The organism is Cellulophaga sp. BC115SP (assembly GCF_009905545.1).
GTDB lineage: Bacteria > Bacteroidota > Bacteroidia > Cytophagales > Spirosomataceae > Flectobacillus > Flectobacillus rivi.
This window is the reverse complement of sequence record NZ_JAAALB010000007.1, coordinates 142,761-159,878: the sequence shown is the minus strand read 5'-3', so window position 1 is coordinate 159,878 and position 17,118 is coordinate 142,761. Positions and strand designations below refer to the sequence as shown.

Annotated in this window: 15 protein-coding genes; 12 read left to right on the top strand and 3 right to left on the bottom strand. The window is 36.1% G+C overall.

What is annotated here, in order from left to right:
• Positions 1–272: 272 nt before the first annotated feature.
• The 6 genes from GVN22_RS08030 to GVN22_RS08005 all read left to right on the top strand — a co-directional run bounded on the left by GVN22_RS08030 (position 273) and on the right by GVN22_RS08005 (position 5,854).
• A complete protein-coding gene (locus GVN22_RS08030) occupies positions 273–1,502 on the top strand; it encodes an alkaline phosphatase family protein (protein ID WP_166550518.1) in 1,230 nt (409 codons plus the stop codon).
• Positions 1,503–1,541: 39 nt separating this feature from the next.
• On the top strand, positions 1,542–2,639 hold the full coding sequence (locus GVN22_RS08025; RefSeq protein WP_166550517.1) for a sensor histidine kinase: 1,098 nt from the start codon (positions 1,542–1,544) through the stop codon (positions 2,637–2,639).
• A 209-nt stretch (positions 2,640–2,848) separates the two neighbouring features.
• Entirely contained in the window at positions 2,849–3,559 is a 711-nt protein-coding gene (locus GVN22_RS08020) for a LytTR family DNA-binding domain-containing protein (RefSeq protein WP_166550516.1), read from the top strand.
• 178 nt (positions 3,560–3,737) lie between these two features.
• Positions 3,738–4,466: an intradiol ring-cleavage dioxygenase gene (locus GVN22_RS08015; protein WP_166550515.1), complete on the top strand. Its 729-nt coding sequence runs from the start codon at positions 3,738–3,740 to the stop codon at positions 4,464–4,466.
• Positions 4,467–4,679: 213 nt separating this feature from the next.
• Positions 4,680–5,192 (top strand): hypothetical protein, encoded by a 513-nt coding sequence (locus tag GVN22_RS08010; protein ID WP_166550514.1) that lies wholly within the window; start codon positions 4,680–4,682, stop codon positions 5,190–5,192.
• Positions 5,193–5,197: 5 nt separating this feature from the next.
• The gene (locus tag GVN22_RS08005; protein ID WP_166550513.1) at positions 5,198–5,854 is read left to right on the top strand and encodes a hypothetical protein; all 657 of its coding nucleotides are present in this window, start codon (positions 5,198–5,200) and stop codon (positions 5,852–5,854) included.
• A 39-nt stretch (positions 5,855–5,893) separates the two neighbouring features.
• Here the strand turns inward: GVN22_RS08005 and GVN22_RS08000 are convergent, their stop codons facing one another.
• Entirely contained in the window at positions 5,894–6,604 is a 711-nt protein-coding gene (locus tag GVN22_RS08000) for a porin family protein (RefSeq protein WP_166550512.1), read from the bottom strand.
• A gap of 96 nt (positions 6,605–6,700) precedes the next feature.
• The gene (locus GVN22_RS07995) at positions 6,701–7,924 is read right to left on the bottom strand and encodes an ABC transporter permease (protein WP_166550511.1); all 1,224 of its coding nucleotides are present in this window, start codon (positions 7,922–7,924) and stop codon (positions 6,701–6,703) included.
• A 320-nt stretch (positions 7,925–8,244) separates the two neighbouring features.
• Here GVN22_RS07995 and GVN22_RS07990 point away from each other — a divergent pair, with 320 nt between their 5' ends.
• The 6 genes from GVN22_RS07990 to GVN22_RS07965 all read left to right on the top strand — a co-directional run bounded on the left by GVN22_RS07990 (position 8,245) and on the right by GVN22_RS07965 (position 16,281).
• On the top strand, positions 8,245–9,216 hold the full coding sequence (locus tag GVN22_RS07990; protein WP_166550510.1) for a hypothetical protein: 972 nt from the start codon (positions 8,245–8,247) through the stop codon (positions 9,214–9,216).
• A gap of 92 nt (positions 9,217–9,308) precedes the next feature.
• On the top strand, positions 9,309–10,301 hold the full coding sequence (locus GVN22_RS07985; RefSeq protein ID WP_166550509.1) for an Rpn family recombination-promoting nuclease/putative transposase: 993 nt from the start codon (positions 9,309–9,311) through the stop codon (positions 10,299–10,301).
• Between the two features lie 146 nt (positions 10,302–10,447).
• The gene (locus GVN22_RS07980; protein WP_205690815.1) at positions 10,448–11,806 is read left to right on the top strand and encodes an MBOAT family protein; all 1,359 of its coding nucleotides are present in this window, start codon (positions 10,448–10,450) and stop codon (positions 11,804–11,806) included.
• Positions 11,807–12,058: 252 nt separating this feature from the next.
• Positions 12,059–13,585 carry a glutamine-hydrolyzing GMP synthase gene (gene guaA / locus GVN22_RS07975; protein WP_095161867.1) on the top strand — a complete coding sequence of 509 codons (1,527 nt, stop codon included), beginning with the start codon at positions 12,059–12,061 and terminating at the stop codon, positions 13,583–13,585.
• Positions 13,586–13,905: 320 nt separating this feature from the next.
• Entirely contained in the window at positions 13,906–14,613 is a 708-nt protein-coding gene (locus tag GVN22_RS07970; protein WP_166550507.1) for a hypothetical protein, read from the top strand.
• 39 nt (positions 14,614–14,652) lie between these two features.
• Positions 14,653–16,281, top strand: coding sequence for a hypothetical protein (locus tag GVN22_RS07965; protein WP_166550506.1), 1,629 nt, complete (start codon positions 14,653–14,655; stop codon positions 16,279–16,281).
• 67 nt (positions 16,282–16,348) lie between these two features.
• Here GVN22_RS07965 and GVN22_RS07960 read toward each other — a convergent pair whose 3' ends face one another.
• Positions 16,349–17,002, bottom strand: coding sequence for a MarR family winged helix-turn-helix transcriptional regulator (locus GVN22_RS07960; RefSeq protein ID WP_166550505.1), 654 nt, complete (start codon positions 17,000–17,002; stop codon positions 16,349–16,351).
• Positions 17,003–17,118: the final 116 nt, after the last annotated feature.

Below are 17,118 nucleotides of genomic sequence, written 5' to 3'. Positions count from 1 at the left end.
GGCTCAAACAATAGGATTTCAGAAAAATAAATACAAGCAACTTATTTTCAATAACCTACACAACAAAAACTCTAAGGCTAAATGATAAGTTATTCCTTGTATCAGTCAAATTTAGGCTTTATCTATTATATAAAAAACTCTCGGTAACTTCCATTTATATGAAATTAACCTAAGCTTAATCCAAACTGTTTGAAAAATACCTCATTCCTTTCTGAATTTTGTAGCTTAAACTTTTCTTAACTCAATTTTCTTACCATAACGATACTACCTTTATGAAAAAATACAGTTTACTCATTCCATTTTTTCTCTTAAATACTCTTTTTTCTTTTGCTCAAAAATTAACACCGAAAGCGGTATTTATCATTGTAGATGGGATTCCTGCCGATGTGATTGAAAAAGCACAAACTCCAAACCTTTCGGCAATTGCCAAGGTTGGCGGATTTAAACGTGCGTATGTGGGTGGTCAAAAAGGAACTTATTCTCAAACTCCAACGATCTCTGCGGTTGGTTATAATAGCCTTTTGACGGGTACTTGGGTAAATAAGCATAACGTATGGGACAACGATATCAAAGCGCCTAATTATAATTATTGGACCATTTTTAGATTCTTCAAAGAACAGTATCCTCAGAAAAAAATTGCGGTATATTCTACTTGGCTCGACAATCGTACCAAGCTCGTCGGCGATGGTTTGGCACAAACCAAGCAACTCAAAGTTGACTATCATTCTGATGGTTATGAGTTAGATACTGCGACTTATAAGCATGACAAAGAACGTTGGTATATTCATCAGATTGATGAAAAAGTGAGCGATGATGCACAAAAAGGTATTCTTGAAAATGCTCCAGATATGACTTGGTTATATATGGAATACTCGGATGATATGGGACATAAATACGGCGATAGCCCACAAATGCAAAAAGCCATTGAATATGTAGACCAACAAGTAGGAAAAGTGTGGAGTGCTATTCAAGAAAGAGAGAAAAAGCATAAAGAAAAATGGTTAATCTTTATCACAACTGACCACGGACGTGATGCTCAAACGGGTCGTAATCACGGAGGGCAATCTGAGCGTGAGCGTACTACATGGATGACAACAAATGCACAAAACCTTAATGCCTATTTCAAGGAATACCAACCAGCAGTAGTGGATATTATGCCAAGTATTGCCCATTTTATGAACATTAAATTTCCTCAAAAGCAAGCCTTTGAAATAGATGGCGTAGCATTGAATAAACCTGTTTCAGCTATCTCACCAGAAGTAAAACTGCTCGATAATCAGCTGGAAGTATCTTGGAAAGCATTGGAAAAACAAGGCAAAATGAAAATTTGGTTGAGCACAACAAATCATTTTGAAGAAGGTGGCGAAGACCAATATCAACTAATTGGAACGGCAGATTTGACTCAGGAGCATTTGATTATCAAAGATATTCCTGCTTCAAGTTTCTACAAAATTGTACTAGAAAGCCCACACAATACCCTCAATCGTTGGATAGTGAAATAGGGGTCTTGAGCATCTAAAAAATTATCAATACTTTGCAATATGAAACAGCGACTTTCGACTATCTTATTGCAAAGTATTCCAGTCCTTTCGTTTATTGGACTGATTTATATATTTACTCCCGGAGACCTTTTAGCTTGGGAAATGCTCAAACGTAATCCACACGAACTGAGCAATCTTTTTTCGTACACCCTTATGTTTGGTTGCTTTTATGCCAACTATTATTGGTTTACACCACGCCTATATCTCACCGAGAAATATCTTTCGTTTTTAGGGATACTGCTATTGCTGTTTGGTTTTATTTATGTTATTTCAAACCAAATCAATTGGCCTATGATTCTTGGTGAATCACAAAATAGGATTTTACCTCCTCCCCCACATCTAATACACCTTACTCCACCACCACCATCTAGTCATCCAGATATGGGTCATCATGGTCCTATGAATCCCCCAGGTATTATTTTTGATTTTGGAAAATCGATGATTTTATACTTATTGGGTATTCTTTTTACGACTTTATTTCGTACTCGTCAGTTTCAATATGCGCTTTCACAAGCCAAAACCGATGCAGAGTTAAAATATCTCAAAGCGCAAATTCACCCGCATTTCCTATTCAATTCTCTCAATAGTGTTTATGCTATGTGTATTGAAGAAGAGGCGCCACAATCGGGTAAAGCAGTATTACAATTATCAAATATGATGCGCTATGTGATTTCTGATGCCCATGCAGATTTGGTTGATTTGGAGAAAGAGCTTACTTACATCAAAAACTATGTTGCTCTTCAAGAGTTGAGATTGGGAGATACCGCACAAATTGATTTTAAAATAGAGGGAAATAGCCATTCTTTAAAAATAGCCCCTTTATTACTGATTTCGATTATTGAAAATGCCTTTAAATATGGCATTTCACCAGAAGAGGATTCTCCAATCACGATACATCTGAGTATTCAAGAACGGCTTTTATCTCTTTTAGTAGAAAATAAAATCCACCCCAACATTCTACCCAAAGAAAGTACTGGAGTAGGTTTGCAAAACACAAAGCAACGATTAGAACTAAATTACCCCAACAAAAATTATTTGGTAATCAATCATAATCAACATCTTTTTTCGGTATCCTTATCGTTGGAGTTACATCAATAAATCATTGATTCCAAATTAGTACTGTAAGAAGAATTATAAAAACCGTTTATTTCGGATATTGGATTTCGGAAGTGTAAGTTTCTATATACTATAAAAAATAAAGGTATTTTTCTTTATTCCCGAAATCAGAAATCCCAAATCTACAATAGTTTGAATTCCTCAGTACAGCCCTAATTCCCAATCCAGCTATTTGACTAAACCCTTTTGAAATGTCCACTTTAAAAGCCATAGCCCTCGACGATGAACCACCAGCTTTGAAGGTTTTAGGAAGTTTGTGCAAGCGTAACTCTAATATCAACCTTGTGCAAACTTTTACCAAACCTTCCGAAGCCACATCTTTTTTGCAGAACAACGCGGTTGATTTAATTTTTTTAGATATCAATATGCCTACCATTTCTGGTATTGATTTCTTCAAAAGTATTCCACAACCTATCATGCTCATTTTCACAACGGCTTTTAGCGAATTTGCTTTGGAAGGTTTTAATCTTCAGGCGATTGATTATTTACTAAAACCCATCACACCCGAACGTTTTGAGCAAGCATGTCAAAAAGCCTTATTATATCATGAAAAAATATTGAGCACCCAAGAAGAAGAAAATATACCTGAATACATCCAAATAAGAGCCGACTATAGTTTACATCAAATTGCCTTTGAAGATATTATTTTGGTAGAAGCCCTTGATGACTATGTGAAGATTCATTGTACAACAGGTAAACCTATTGTTGCTCGTATGACATTGAAAAATTTACAACTCAAATTGCCAGAAAAACTCTTTATCAGGGTACATAAATCCTATATTATTTCTTTCAATAAAATTAAAGCTTTGCGGAATAAAGTAGTGTATTTACCCAATTTCGAAATTCCACTTGGGCCTACTTATGAAAAGGTTTTATTGGCAAGGTTAAAAGGTTTAGATTAAAAATATTCTTGTAGGCATCCGTTTATTTCTTTTCAAAACATATCTTTCACCGACACATTTTTACTCTTCACCTCAAAAATATACCTTTTCATAACGCTTCATGCTTAAACTAGGTCATGAAAGTAAAGTAACAAGACATATCTCGAAATAGGTATCTAATCTAATAAACAACTGTGTTATGAAAAGAATTGATTTTTTGAAGAGAGCAGGTTTGGGTTTAGTAACAGCACAAATCGTAGCATGCAAAACTGAAAGTGTTGACCCTACATCAAGCTCAAGTAGCTCTAGCTCGTCGTCAACGACAACTAGTGGCTCGACAAATACAAGCTGTACAAGTACTCCATCTGAAACTGAAGGACCTTTTCCTACTAAAACACCTTCGTCTTTAGTACAAAACAATATTACTTCTGATCGTACTGGAACCAAATTGACGGTTAAGATAAATATCCAAAATAAAAATGCAAGTTGTGCTGGTTTAGCTAATGCAATTGTAGATATCTGGCATTGTGATGCAGCTGGCAACTATTCAGAATATGGTGGTACTGGCATGCAAGCTACTAATTATACAACAGTGCACTTTCTGAGAGGTCGCCAAGTTACAGATAGCACAGGTTTGGTTACCTTTACGAGTATCTACCCTGGTTGGTATTCAGGTAGAGCTACACATATTCACGTCCATGTGTACAACAGTTCGGGAACGTCATTATTGGTTACACAAATCGCATTTCCTGAAGATATTTCTAAAATTGTATATGCACAAGGTGTGTATGCCAGCCATGGGCAAGCAGATACTACCAATGCAAAAGATAACGTCTTTGGAGATGGTGTAACTTACGAAATGTCAACTGTTACAGGTAATACCACCGACGGCTATGTCTTAACACATAATATTGTAGTTTCAGCATAAGGCAAGAGGCAAGAGGCAAGAGGCAAGAGGCAAGAGGCAAGAGGCAAGAGGCAAGTAGAAAAAAATTGCTACACACCCTATCTACTCGGTGTTGAACTTTTTTTTCTACTTTTTGATAAACTAACAACTATACCCTCACCCCTAAAACACCTTGTGCCTTTGTGCCTGTTCACTAGCAACTATACCCTGTCCCCTAATCCCTAGAAAACAACCATGTCCAAAGGAATCATTCAACTATGTTATCGTAAAATCATAGACGCTAACTCTACCAAGCTTTGGGACAAGTATGTGTTTGATGATACTCATCAAGAGTTTTTTATGCAAGCACAATTGTATAACCAAGAAGGAAAATTTAGAACTTATCATGAAATTCTTGAGAAAAACCCGCAAGCAGAAAAGCTTCATTTTTTGGTAAGTACTGCAGCTGTTGGATACATTCAGCAGCTTAACGGAGTTGTTCCCGAAGTCACTAACGCATTTGGGAAGCTTTGTTTGTCGTTTGAAAACTTCAGATTTGAAATTATTCAATCACACATTAGTGACAAACAACAACACAGAGTAGCTATCTATTTTTATAGCAAACCACTTTTATGGATAGATACCATTGGGAACCAACTCTTGGTAAGTCATTCGGCTCAAATTCAAGAAGAGCAAGAAACTGATTTGATTGCCTTACAACCCTTACTCAATATTAGTTCGTTTAAAGCTACTTCAACCATTATTTGACAGCTATGATTACACAAACTGAAGGGCGTATCATTCTGTCCGATATGCAACCACATACGCAAACACCAACCTTTCACAAGACTCATATTTGGGAAAAAGGTGAAACACAAAACTACGAGCTAGAATATGTAGAAAAGGTATTGCTTTTGCCTAACTGCACCTTTAGTCTACCTGTTTCTTCCGTTCACTCTGTCTTGATTATTCCCTACATTGGTGATTTATATGTAGAAAACACCCGAATAGGACAAAAATGTATTGAAGAACATCAAACATTTTCTTTGCAAACAAACCTATATTCTGAGATACTTAATCCTTATCAAGATGAAATGGTTACATTTTTTATTGCAAAATATTCCAATGTACTAGCAGAAGAACTTAACGATATTTCGATTCAGGTGAGTAAAAATGAAATACTACCAATACCTGCGTCATCGTGGATAGGACAGTTTGATGGAAGGCAAAAAGGCGAATTATCTTTAAGCAATAACCATAAAGATATCTTAGTGTATGTGGTTGATGGCGCTTTCGAGGTTCAAGATAGGCTATTACACGCAGAGGACGCGCTGTTACTAAATTCAGTCGATGTAGTAGACTTTGAAGCTCTTTCGAACCAAGCCATTTTATTGATTTTTGAATTAGCATTATATACAAAAAGGGGATAAAGTAAACACCCTATCCCCTTATACGTAATCCTACATCAATTATTTATCAGTTTTATCTCCAATAGAAAACCCTAATTTAAGGCCAAATAAACTCGTAAAATCATTACTCGAAGCACCTGAAACATCGCTAATTTTGCCCACAAACTTATGACCATCAGGCATACTAGCCGAAGGGTTACTTACCCCTACTGTGCCATTCAAGCGATCTGTAAAGGCAAATCCTGACTGTGCTACAAACGAAAGTTTTGCTTTTTCTGAAAGTTTAAACCCTACCTCAAATCCAAATGGAATAATCAAGTCATTTACACCTTCAGGGCTACTTGCAGTACCATCCGCATAACGAATGACTGCGCCATTTTGACTAACCTGCGGGTTATATGCAATCACGCCCAAACCAACAAATGGCGAGAATGTAGGCTTTTTTCCCTCTCCTTTCCCAAGTTGATATTTCGCTAAGACCGCCGTCTGGAAGAAGCTTGTTTTTCCTGTATAAGTATATCCAGAATAAGCATTGGTTGCTATAGAACCGAAATCAAAACTAGCATTTAACGAAAACTTTTCAGTCATTCTTTTTTCGATAAACATCCCATAGGTCAAACTACCTGTGAATGCCTGTCCATCGCCGATAATAGAGCCAAAGCCAGTTTTTACACCAATACTCCAAGGTGAAGTTTGTGCTTGTGAAATAGAGGCAATAGGAAAACAGTTGGCTATAAAAATAGCCAATACAGCCAAAGAGAACTTTTTCATGAGGATACTGTTTAAGTGATCAATAATAGCAGGAAGGAATATGTACCTTCTACTTTATCAGACGACTATTCATGAAAAAGTCACAATCAATCTTTTTTACTTCTTAAAAATAATGGCTTTAATAGGTTGAATTCTTGTAATAACGAAGGTCGGAATTAATAAAACAAACAACACTAATGACACTGTTGCGAGATTAAGAAGCAAAATGACACCCCAATTCATGGTTATTGGGACAGTGTTCATGTAGTAGTTGGCAGGATCAAGCGGAATTAGTTTAAAATATTGTTGAAGAAGGCAAAAGCCAATACCAATAATATTACCGTAAACCATACCTTTAAAAATCATCAAAAAGCCACTCCATAGGAATATCTTACGAATTTGCCAGTTGGAACTACCAAGTGCTTTAAAAAGTCCAATCATAGGAGTACGTTCCATCATGAGCACGAGTAATATCGAAATCATGTTGAAGCAAGCCACAAACAAGATTAGGGTAAGAAAAATCACCATATTTCGATCCAACATTCCAAGCCAGTCAAACAAACCCATAAATTTATCCGTCACCTTTTCGAGCTTCATATCAGGTTGCATTTTATCCTGAACTACTTTCGACGAAGCTTGTATGGAGTCGAAATCTTTCAAGTATATCTCATAAGACCCAACGGAATCAGCGCCCCAACCATTTATTTTTTGAATCAACCCTAAATCACCAATAATCAAAGTTTTATCAAATTCCTCCAAACCTGTTTCATAGATTCCAGAAACATTCAATTTTCGAGGGCGATCTGGAGCGTTCAAAAAGTAAATAATTGCGTTATCACCAACATCCAATTTTAGCTTATCTGCAATGATTTTACTAATCAAAATATCTTTTGAATAAGTGGTATCGTTAAATTGAATAGGCTTTCCCGCAATCATGACAGAATGAAAATTGGTTGTATCAAAATCTCTGCTAATGCCTTTCATCACCACGCCTAACATTTCCTCAGGTGTTTTTAAAATACCTGCTTTCTGAGCTGATACCTGTAAATGCTTTATGTCGGGAATATTTTTATAATGACGATACAAATCAGTTTGTTTCGTAATAGGATATTCCTCATAAGATTCATTAGCCGAAAATTTGGCTACGCGAATGTGGGGTGTAATACTAAAGAGTTTTTGTCGAATTGCATCCTTAAAACCAAACAATATACCAAAGGCAATAATCATAACCATCAATCCCAAAGCAATGCTGCCTATGCCGATTTTGGTAACTGTAGTCGAAAATGATTGAGATGCTGTATTTTGAATACGATTGGAGATATATCTAGGGAAATTAGTCATAATTCAAGTGTTTCAAGCATGAAAGCTGATATCGTAGGGGTATTTTTTGAGATTTTCTAAAACACCCAAATTTATTTGAATCTACAAACAAAGTTTATGAGCAGATTACTAAATCATAATGAAGGTTAAAACTTATTACGTTTTCTTTTCAATCTACAAATAAAAAACAAATGTTTCGTATCCTCAAACATCAACTCATTTAATATAAATTAAGCATATCATGGCATTCGGTTTTATTTTAAAAAGAAATAGGTTGGCATCTGTTATATTATGCTATTTTTGTCAAATCAATACATTATATTTTCTGACACATCGACTCTGTGAAGTATTTAGAGTACGCATATAACCTGTACCCAAGCATCCTCAAAATCATAAAGTACCTAGTAGGTGCTTTGGTATTTCTATGGTTAATTGTGTTTACTTATCTCAATTTTATACCTTCTTCAAAAAACTGTTATCATGCTGCCATTCTACAAAAGCAAAAGCTTTTGGAAGAAACACCGTCTCCTCGCATCATCATTACGGGAAGCTCGTCGGCTGCTTTTGGCATCAATAGCACTATTTTACATAATGATTTTAATTTGCCTGTTGTAAACATGGCACTTGACTCTGATTTGGGAAGTAGTTTTATGTTAAAACAACTCGAAGGTCATCTTCAGCCAAACGATATTGTGTTATTGGTGGTCGATTACCAGACTTCTCAAAAAGGGAATCTTTTTCCTCAATTAATTACGGGCGACTATCTCTCTGAGGCTCGTGATTGGCGTTCTTCATTTACATTTTCAGAACGTTTGAATGGGCGTTTAGCCTATTATTGGTATATCTCAAAGTCTTTTTTTTTAAGCTTATGGGATATGGCTCACATTTCTAAAGAATCCTCTTTTAGTAATATTTATACCAGTCAGGGTTTTGATACAAAAGGTGATTTAGTTTCGCATTTGGGACAGCCCCCTTATATCAAGAATTCTTTACCCGCATTGGTAGTAGATAGCACGCTGAATCAACAAATCGAAGAAGTAAATAGCTTTAACAGATACGCTACCCAAAAACAAGCAAAACTGTTTTGGGTAATAGGCAGTTGTTCTGAGGGGTATTTCGAACAAAATCAAAAGGCTATTCAGCAGTATGAAACGGTGTTGAATAATACATTATTTTGCCCAATTATTGGGAATAGCCTAACTGGTGTCATGGACGATGCTTTATATTTTGATTCTCAAAATCACCCTAATGCTGAAGGACGCAAGATTTGGACCTATCGGATTGTAGAATTATTGGATAGTTTTGACTTCTAGCTCAAACAGATGGAAATCAAGCTTCTATGATTATAAAGAGTAAGTCATAAAAATTATCTAACTTTGGATTTTAGAACTACTCCTTTATAAACATGAAAGCAAAATATCTTAATCCATTTACGGACTTCGGGTTCAAGAAAATCTTTGGTGAAGAAGCCAGTAAGCCACAACTTATTGACTTCCTAAACTCCCTTTTGCCCGAAAGAGACCAAATCGTAGAACTCACCTTCAAAAACAATGAACAATTAGGCTTTACGCCTTATGACCGAAAAGCCATTTATGATATTTATTGTGAAAATCAAAATGGTGAAAAGTTTATTGTAGAATTACAAAAAGCCAAACAGAATTATTTCAGAGAAAGGACTATTTATTACTCGACTTTTCCGATTCGGGAGCAAGCCGAAAAAGGTATCTGGAATTACAATCTCAAAGCGGTGTACTGTATTGGCGTGCTGGATTTCACCTTCGATGATTACGAATCTGAACCTGAAAAGTCAGAAGTCGTTCATACCATCAATCTCAAAAATCAGCATGGAAAGGTATTTTATGATAAGTTGACCTACATCTATCTTGAAATGCCCAATTTCAAAAAAGAGGAAACTCAATTGCACACGCGATTAGATAAGTGGCTATATTTCATCAAAAATCTCGAAGACTTTCAGAACATACCAGAGTTATTTAAAGATGAAGTATTTACCCATGCCTTTGAAGTAGCCGAACTAGCCAAAATGGATAGAGAAGATTGGGAAAGGTACGAATACAGTCTCAAAGTATTTAGGGATAACAAAGCCACATACGACTATGCCGTGGAAACTGCCCATGAAGAAGGACTCCTTAAAGGTATGCAAGAGGGTTTGAAAGAGGGTATGGAGAAAGGAATTCAAAAAGGAATTCAAGAGGGGCTTGAAAAAGGATTAGAAAAAGGTATCCAAGAAGGACTAGAAAAAGGAATTCAAGAAGGTATTTTAGAAGGAAAAAAAGAAGAACAACGACATATTGCTCGTCAAGCAAAGGTTATGGGTCTCGGTATTGAAAATATTAAAATACTCACTGGACTCTCAGAAGAAGAAATCAACAACCTGTAGGGGGCTCCCCTACAGGTATTTTTTACATTATGCTTTTTAACTCAATTGAATTTTTAGTGTTTTTTCCAATCGTGACGATTGGCTATTTCTTGTTACCTCACAAATTCAGATGGCTTTGGCTACTGATCGCATCATGTTATTTCTACATGGCATTTGTACCCATTTATATGGTTATTTTGGGCTTTACCATTATCGTTGACTATTATGCGGGTATCTTTATAGAACAAAGCGAAGGTAATCAACGAAAGTGGTTTCTAGTCATGAGTCTTATTGCCAATATCGGTGTTTTGGCCGTTTTTAAGTATTATAATTTTATCAACGAAAATATCACTTGGCTACTCAAAGGTTTTGCTCTTCAAAATCCTATTCCTTATTTAGAAATACTTCTACCGATTGGTTTATCATTTCATACTTTTCAGGCAATGAGCTATACCATAGAGGTTTACAGAGGCAATCAGAAAGCTGAGAGGCATTTTGGTATTTACTCACTCTACGTGATGTTCTATCCACAACTGGTGGCTGGACCTATCGAACGCCCACAAAATGTACTGCATCAATTTCATGAAGAACATTATTTTGATTATAAAAATGTAACTGATGGTCTCAAATTAATGGCCTGGGGAATGTTCAAAAAAGTAGTCATTGCTGATAGATTAGCCGCTATGGTAGGACAAGTATATGACCAACCTCAAGGATATACAGGCTTACCATTAATTATTGCGACTTGCTTGTTCTCAATTCAAATATTCTGTGATTTTTCTGGTTATTCTGATATTGCTTTAGGCTCAGCACAGGTAATGGGCTTTGAATTAATGAAGAATTTTGACCGTCCTTATTTCTCAAAAACTATTTCAGAATTTTGGCGTCGCTGGCATATCTCTCTATCTACGTGGTTTAGAGACTATTTGTATATTTCTTTAGGTGGAAATAGGGTATCCAAATGGCGTCGAGAATTTAATTTATTTATCGTTTTTCTAGTAAGTGGCATCTGGCATGGTGCTAGTTGGAACTTTGTAATTTGGGGTGCTATTCATGGCTTTTACTTGATTTTTGCTAATCAAACTAAAGATATTCGTAATAAAATTGTGCGTTCTCTTGGATTAGCAACATGGCAAACATTCTACAATATTCTTCAGGTATTCACTATTTTTGGACTAACAAGTTTTGCTTGGATTTTTTTCCGTGCAAAAGACTTCCAAACAGCATCATACATTGTAAGTCATTTGTTTACAGATTTACCACAACAGATAAGCCAATTGAGCAACAGTGAGTTTTTTGCCAAAAATGTGATGCTCAACAAAGGCGAACTCAATTTTGTCATGGTCATCTTGGCACTTGTGATAATGGAAAGCGTTCATTGGGCACAAAGGGGTATTCATATTAGAGAAAAACTTAGCCAAAGACCACTCTGGTTTCGTTGGCTTCTATATTACGGAATTATCTTTGCTACCTTGTTTATGGGTATGTATCAGGCGCCAGCACAATTTATTTACTTTCAGTTTTAACAAAAATGGCATAAAGACAAAGTATTCTTTATACCGTTTTTTGTTACTAAATATATTAAAAATGAAAAACCTTGTACAATTCATCATACTTTAGAGACATACGACACTATTCCTTCATTTTTAGGAAGATATTTTATAGCATTTTTGAATAAGCTATGTATTTTTTTCCGAAATTTGCACCTTCTTTTTAGACACGTAGGACTTGCTGATAGGCTAAACCCCTAATTATCAATATCCTAATTCCAAAGTATCATGACCGAAAAAATATTAATCCTCGATTTTGGTTCTCAAGTAACGCAATTGATTGCACGTCGTGTGCGCGAGCTAAGCGTCTATTGCGAAATTCATCCATTCAATCATATCCCTGAAATTGGTGACGATGTAAAAGGAGTTATCTTCTCAGGTAGTCCTTGTTCTGTACGTGAAGAGGATTCTCCACGAGTGGATATGTCTCTTTTCAGAGGAAAGTTACCTTTATTAGGTATTTGTTATGGAGCACAACTTTTGGCACATACTGCTGGTGGTGAAGTATTTAACTCAGGACACCGTGAGTATGGTCGTGCTAAAATGACGAAAGTTCAATCATCTGAACTTTGGGAAGGCGTTTCGGAAGATTCTCAAGTATGGATGTCACATGGTGATACAATCATGTCAGTTCCTGAAAACTTCGAAATCATTGGTTCTACGGATTCAGTGAAAGTAGCTGCTTTCAAAATCAAGGATGAATCAACCTATGGTATTCAGTTCCACCCAGAGGTAACACACTCTTTGGAAGGAAAAGACATGTTGAAAAACTTCGTTGTTGGCATTTGTGGTTGTAGTCAAGACTGGACTTCGGACTCATTTGTAGACTCGACAGTTGCTAATTTGAAAGAAAAATTAGGTAATGATAAAGTCGTATTAGGGCTTTCAGGAGGTGTTGATAGTTCAGTTGCAGCTGTGTTGATTCACAAAGCTATTGGCAAAAACTTATATTGTATTTTTGTAGATAACGGCTTACTTCGTAAAAACGAATTTGAAGAGGTACTCGAATCTTACAAAAACTTGGGATTGAATGTAAAAGGCGTTGATGCCAAAGAACAATTCTATACAGCATTAGCAGGCTTGTCGGATCCTGAAGCAAAAAGAAAAGCCATTGGTAAAACATTTATTGATGTTTTTGACCAAGAAGCTCATTTAATTGAGGATGTAAAATGGTTAGGGCAAGGTACTATTTATCCAGACGTAATTGAGTCTGTTTCAGTAAAAGGTCCTTCTGCTACCATCAAATCTCACCACAATGTAGGTGGTTTACCTGACTACATGAAATTGAAAGTTGTTGAGCCTCTCAATACTTTATTCAAAGATGAAGTTCGTTTGGTTGGTAAGACTTTAGGAATTGATCCAAATATTTTGGGTCGTCACCCTTTCCCTGGTCCAGGTTTGGCTATTCGTATTCTTGGAGATATTACACCAGAAAAAGTAGATGTTCTTCAAAACGTAGATGCTATTTTCATTGGTAAACTAAAGGAAAAAGGACTATACGACCAAGTATGGCAAGCGGGTGCAATTTTGCTACCAATTCAATCGGTAGGTGTAATGGGCGATGAACGTACATACGAAAAAGTAGTAGCGCTTCGTGCAGTAACCTCTGTAGATGGTATGACTGCCGACTGGTGTCATTTACCTTATGAATTTTTGGCTGAAGTCTCTAACGACATCATCAACAAAGTAAAAGGTGTGAACCGTGTTGTTTATGATATTTCGTCAAAACCACCAGCAACAATTGAGTGGGAATAAGCATAAAAAGGAAAGTCCAGTCGAAAGGTTGGACTTTTTTATTTTTGTAGTTTTTTAGTAATCTTCTACTCAGTATTGAGTAGAAAAGCCTCCTCTAAATCATAACACCCTCATTATCAATACAATACAAACACCTCTTTTTCTAAACAATTTTATTTTCAAAAAAATATAACTAAAAAGATATTTTTTTGACCTATTTGGTTTTTATCCTCCGAAAAATAAATTTCCATTCAGTTTTGTGTCCTTTAAGTACCATCCTTAGAATTTTTAGAATGATATTTGAGCGTGCTTTATTAAGTCTCATTTTAAAAATCTCATGTATGAAAAAGTTTTACCTTTTAATCCTCTCCGCTCTTTTGGTGGGCAATGCTGCGACAGCACAGAGTGGCAAACCTGCTCTGGGAAATTCTATTAATCTCCAATTTGGCAGCTTTGGCTTTGGTGCAGGTTTAGCAAGACAACTAAAACCTGGCAAGTTTAATTTACGTATCTCAGCTGAATTTTTAGACAGTAAAAATTTCGTAAAAAATCCCATTAAAGTAAACCTAGGAGACGGAGCGTCAGATGTTTTGATTAATCCAACAGTTACTTCTATGCTTTTGGGAGCAAAGGTAGATTGGCATCCTTTTAAGAAAAGTTCTTTCAAATTAGTAGGTGGTGTATCCTATGGTAGTGGAGACTTTTACGTAGATGTAGAGCCTGCTCAAAAAACTGGACGCTTTAAATTGGCGAAAGATGTAGAATTGGATGCAGAAGAATTTGGAACGGCTCGTTTGATTGTTTCGGGTAACAAAGTACGTCCTTACCTAGGACTTGGTTTTGGTAGAGCTATCCCTAAGCACAAATTAGGTTTTTCGGTTGATTTGGGCACGTATTACACAGGCTCTCCAAAATTGGCAGTACCTCGTACTGGTATGATTGAGTCGATTTTGACGGACCAAAATATCGCAGATATTGAGAAAAACATCAAAAACTACTCATTTGTACCAAACATCACTTTCAGCATTACCTACAAGCTGAGTAAATAATGAAAATTCAAGGTAAAAATTAATTAAAAACGAATACTTATGAAAAAGCTTATATATATTTTAGGTGCTTTTATGCTAGCAGGTGCGTGGTACGCATGTACTCCTCCACTAGAAGGGGTAACACTTAAACTTCCTGTTGCCTTAGCCAACTCAAATGTGGTAGTTCAGTTCCAACCTAGCAATGTTAGCGCAGGCGACTTACCTAGTAATATCAAAATCACACTTGGTGGTGCAGATACAGCCAAAGTTGTAAATAGTGTTGGAGGAAAAACATTAGCGGTAAAGCAAAACGTTTTGACCCTAGCTGCCAAATCAAATAGTGTTCCTAGTGCAAATGCTCCAATCAAGTTTTTTATCATAGCAGAAGCTGACGGATACTTGCGTAGCATTACTCCAGTAGAAATCACAAGTACAAAAGATCAGAACTTAGTTGTTAAGTTGACCAAAATTGCAGCGCCACCAACAGGGGTATCTGTTGTTCAACAACCTGCTACTGTTCCAGCATCAGGTACAACTTCAGCACCTATTACCGCAGCTACTTCGACTACATCAACTGTACAAGAAAAAGCAACAGTAAATATTCCATCGGGTGTTACGATGAAAGATGGTGACGGACAAACCGTTGGCGGTAGTGTAAACGTAGTAGTGACTAAAACTGATGCTACTAAGACACCTGTCAATATTGACTTGAGTGATGTGAGTAAAGTTTTGGATAAAAATAACCAGCCTATTCCTTCGTTTACTTTTAAGCCAGTGGTAGGCATGGACATTGAGATTTCGAATGATAAAAACCAAAAAGTAAAATCATTCTCAGGACAAATTGATGTTCAAACGGAGTTTCCGACTGGAGCTACAGACCCAACTACAGGCAAACCTTTAGCAGCAGGAGACTTGATTGCCATTGCTTCTTATGATGAAGATACTAAAGTATTTAAATATGAAGGAAGTGTAAAGTTAACGACCAATGCCAATGGTAAATTAGAAGCTAAAGGAACCATCAATCACTTAACTTCTGTATTTTTTGCTTCATTTAATGGTATCAGTGTTTCTGGTAACTCAAATAACCCTTCAGATGTTGCAGCCGCAAAAGCAGCCTTTGGTGATAATGTTACACCTGCTATGATTATGGCTATCAAATCTTATTCCTTAGCATTTGGAGGGTCAGTTGGACAGTATGCTAGCGAAACATTTATTGTAGACGTAAACGACGGCGCTGTTGTATTTGAAACGACTGATAGATTAAACAACTCTATTATTACGCCAAATGATATTACTAAAATTGTAGTCAAAAACTCATTAGGAGAAGTAATAACAACAGTCAATAACCCATATCCAAGTGGTTCGTCGGCAACCATCAATATGCCAGCTCCTGCTAATTTCATAGAACTTCAAGCAAATCTAAAGTGTAAGGATGCCAATAAAACGTCTAATGCAGACAATATTCACATGTATGCAAAAAAAGCTGGTGGTGGATATTTCTACATCGGTAAAGCAACTAGAAATGCCTCAAATATCATCACTGCTACTTCTACTATTTTGAAAAGAGGTGGTGTTTATGATTTCATGTTCGATGTGGGTGGTATTTTGTTTTACTACGATAATCAAACAGTAACTACAGGCAGTGTTCATTCTATCAACAGCTCAATGCCAGATGTTTTGTGTAAATAGTCATTAATAAGCACATGACAAATAAGAAAGGGTCTATTTCTGATGGAAATAGACCCTTTCTTATTTACTAGATTACCTTTTTCAAAATATCTTCAATTTCTAATGCTCGCATTTCGGAATAAACACTCGTATGAAAACGATCAAGTTTTGCTAAAATATGAAACAATACTTCGCGTTCGTCGGATTGTAAAACTTGAAATAATACCGAATCTACCTTTATCATATCTGGCAAACAACTCATAATCCAGTTTACGCCTGACTGGGTAATTTTTACTTGTTTGGAACGAGCATCGTCAGGGTCGTTAAACTCTTCTACAAAACCATTTTTTATCAATCGATTGATAACATTAGTTCCCGAAGTAAATTCAGAAATATTACGGTGTATCAATTCACTTTTACGCATTGCCCCCATAAAATGTAAATCCGACAAATAGGCAAAATCCTCAATGTTATCTATTGGTAGATTTTGCATGGTTTTTTTAATGTAAAAATGAAGATACTTTTGTACACGCACCAATGCTTTTCCTAATCCATTCGACGGTTTGGCTGCCCTTCCTCCTGTGTGATGTATATACCCTTCATCAACACTCTTAAACTTTGCTAACTGTTGTTTTCGCAAATAATCCTGACAAAACGCTTCTAAGTTTCCTGTTGGATTCTCATTCTCAAACACTTCCCAAGCCTTCACTAATTCAACTACTGGATTAATTGCTTTTTTCATATATTCATCAACGCTATTACTAACTATCTATAATTTAAGGAGTATCTTTTTCCATCTTTACTACAAATATAAAAGAGTAGTAATAGCTTTGCTAATACTACTCTTTAGTAACAACA

Excerpts from the sequence above, each read along its gene's own strand:
- GVN22_RS08010 (WP_166550514.1), top strand. The coding sequence starts at position 4,680 with ATGTCCAAAGGAATCATTCAACTATGTTATCGTAAAATCATAGACGCT.
- GVN22_RS07960 (WP_166550505.1), bottom strand. The coding sequence starts at position 17,002 with ATGAAAAAAGCAATTAATCCAGTAGTTGAATTAGTGAAGGCTTGGGAA.
- guaA (WP_095161867.1), top strand. The coding sequence starts at position 12,059 with ATGACCGAAAAAATATTAATCCTCGATTTTGGTTCTCAAGTAACGCAA.
- GVN22_RS07985 (WP_166550509.1), top strand. The coding sequence starts at position 9,309 with ATGAAAGCAAAATATCTTAATCCATTTACGGACTTCGGGTTCAAGAAA.
- GVN22_RS08020 (WP_166550516.1), top strand. The coding sequence starts at position 2,849 with ATGTCCACTTTAAAAGCCATAGCCCTCGACGATGAACCACCAGCTTTG.
- GVN22_RS07970 (WP_166550507.1), top strand. The coding sequence starts at position 13,906 with ATGAAAAAGTTTTACCTTTTAATCCTCTCCGCTCTTTTGGTGGGCAAT.
- GVN22_RS07980 (WP_205690815.1), top strand. The coding sequence starts at position 10,448 with ATGGCATTTGTACCCATTTATATGGTTATTTTGGGCTTTACCATTATC.
- GVN22_RS07965 (WP_166550506.1), top strand. The coding sequence starts at position 14,653 with ATGAAAAAGCTTATATATATTTTAGGTGCTTTTATGCTAGCAGGTGCG.
- GVN22_RS08000 (WP_166550512.1), bottom strand. The coding sequence starts at position 6,604 with ATGAAAAAGTTCTCTTTGGCTGTATTGGCTATTTTTATAGCCAACTGT.
- GVN22_RS08025 (WP_166550517.1), top strand. The coding sequence starts at position 1,542 with ATGAAACAGCGACTTTCGACTATCTTATTGCAAAGTATTCCAGTCCTT.
- GVN22_RS08005 (WP_166550513.1), top strand. The coding sequence starts at position 5,198 with ATGATTACACAAACTGAAGGGCGTATCATTCTGTCCGATATGCAACCA.
- GVN22_RS08015 (WP_166550515.1), top strand. The coding sequence starts at position 3,738 with ATGAAAAGAATTGATTTTTTGAAGAGAGCAGGTTTGGGTTTAGTAACA.
- GVN22_RS07995 (WP_166550511.1), bottom strand. The coding sequence starts at position 7,924 with ATGACTAATTTCCCTAGATATATCTCCAATCGTATTCAAAATACAGCA.
- GVN22_RS08030 (WP_166550518.1), top strand. The coding sequence starts at position 273 with ATGAAAAAATACAGTTTACTCATTCCATTTTTTCTCTTAAATACTCTT.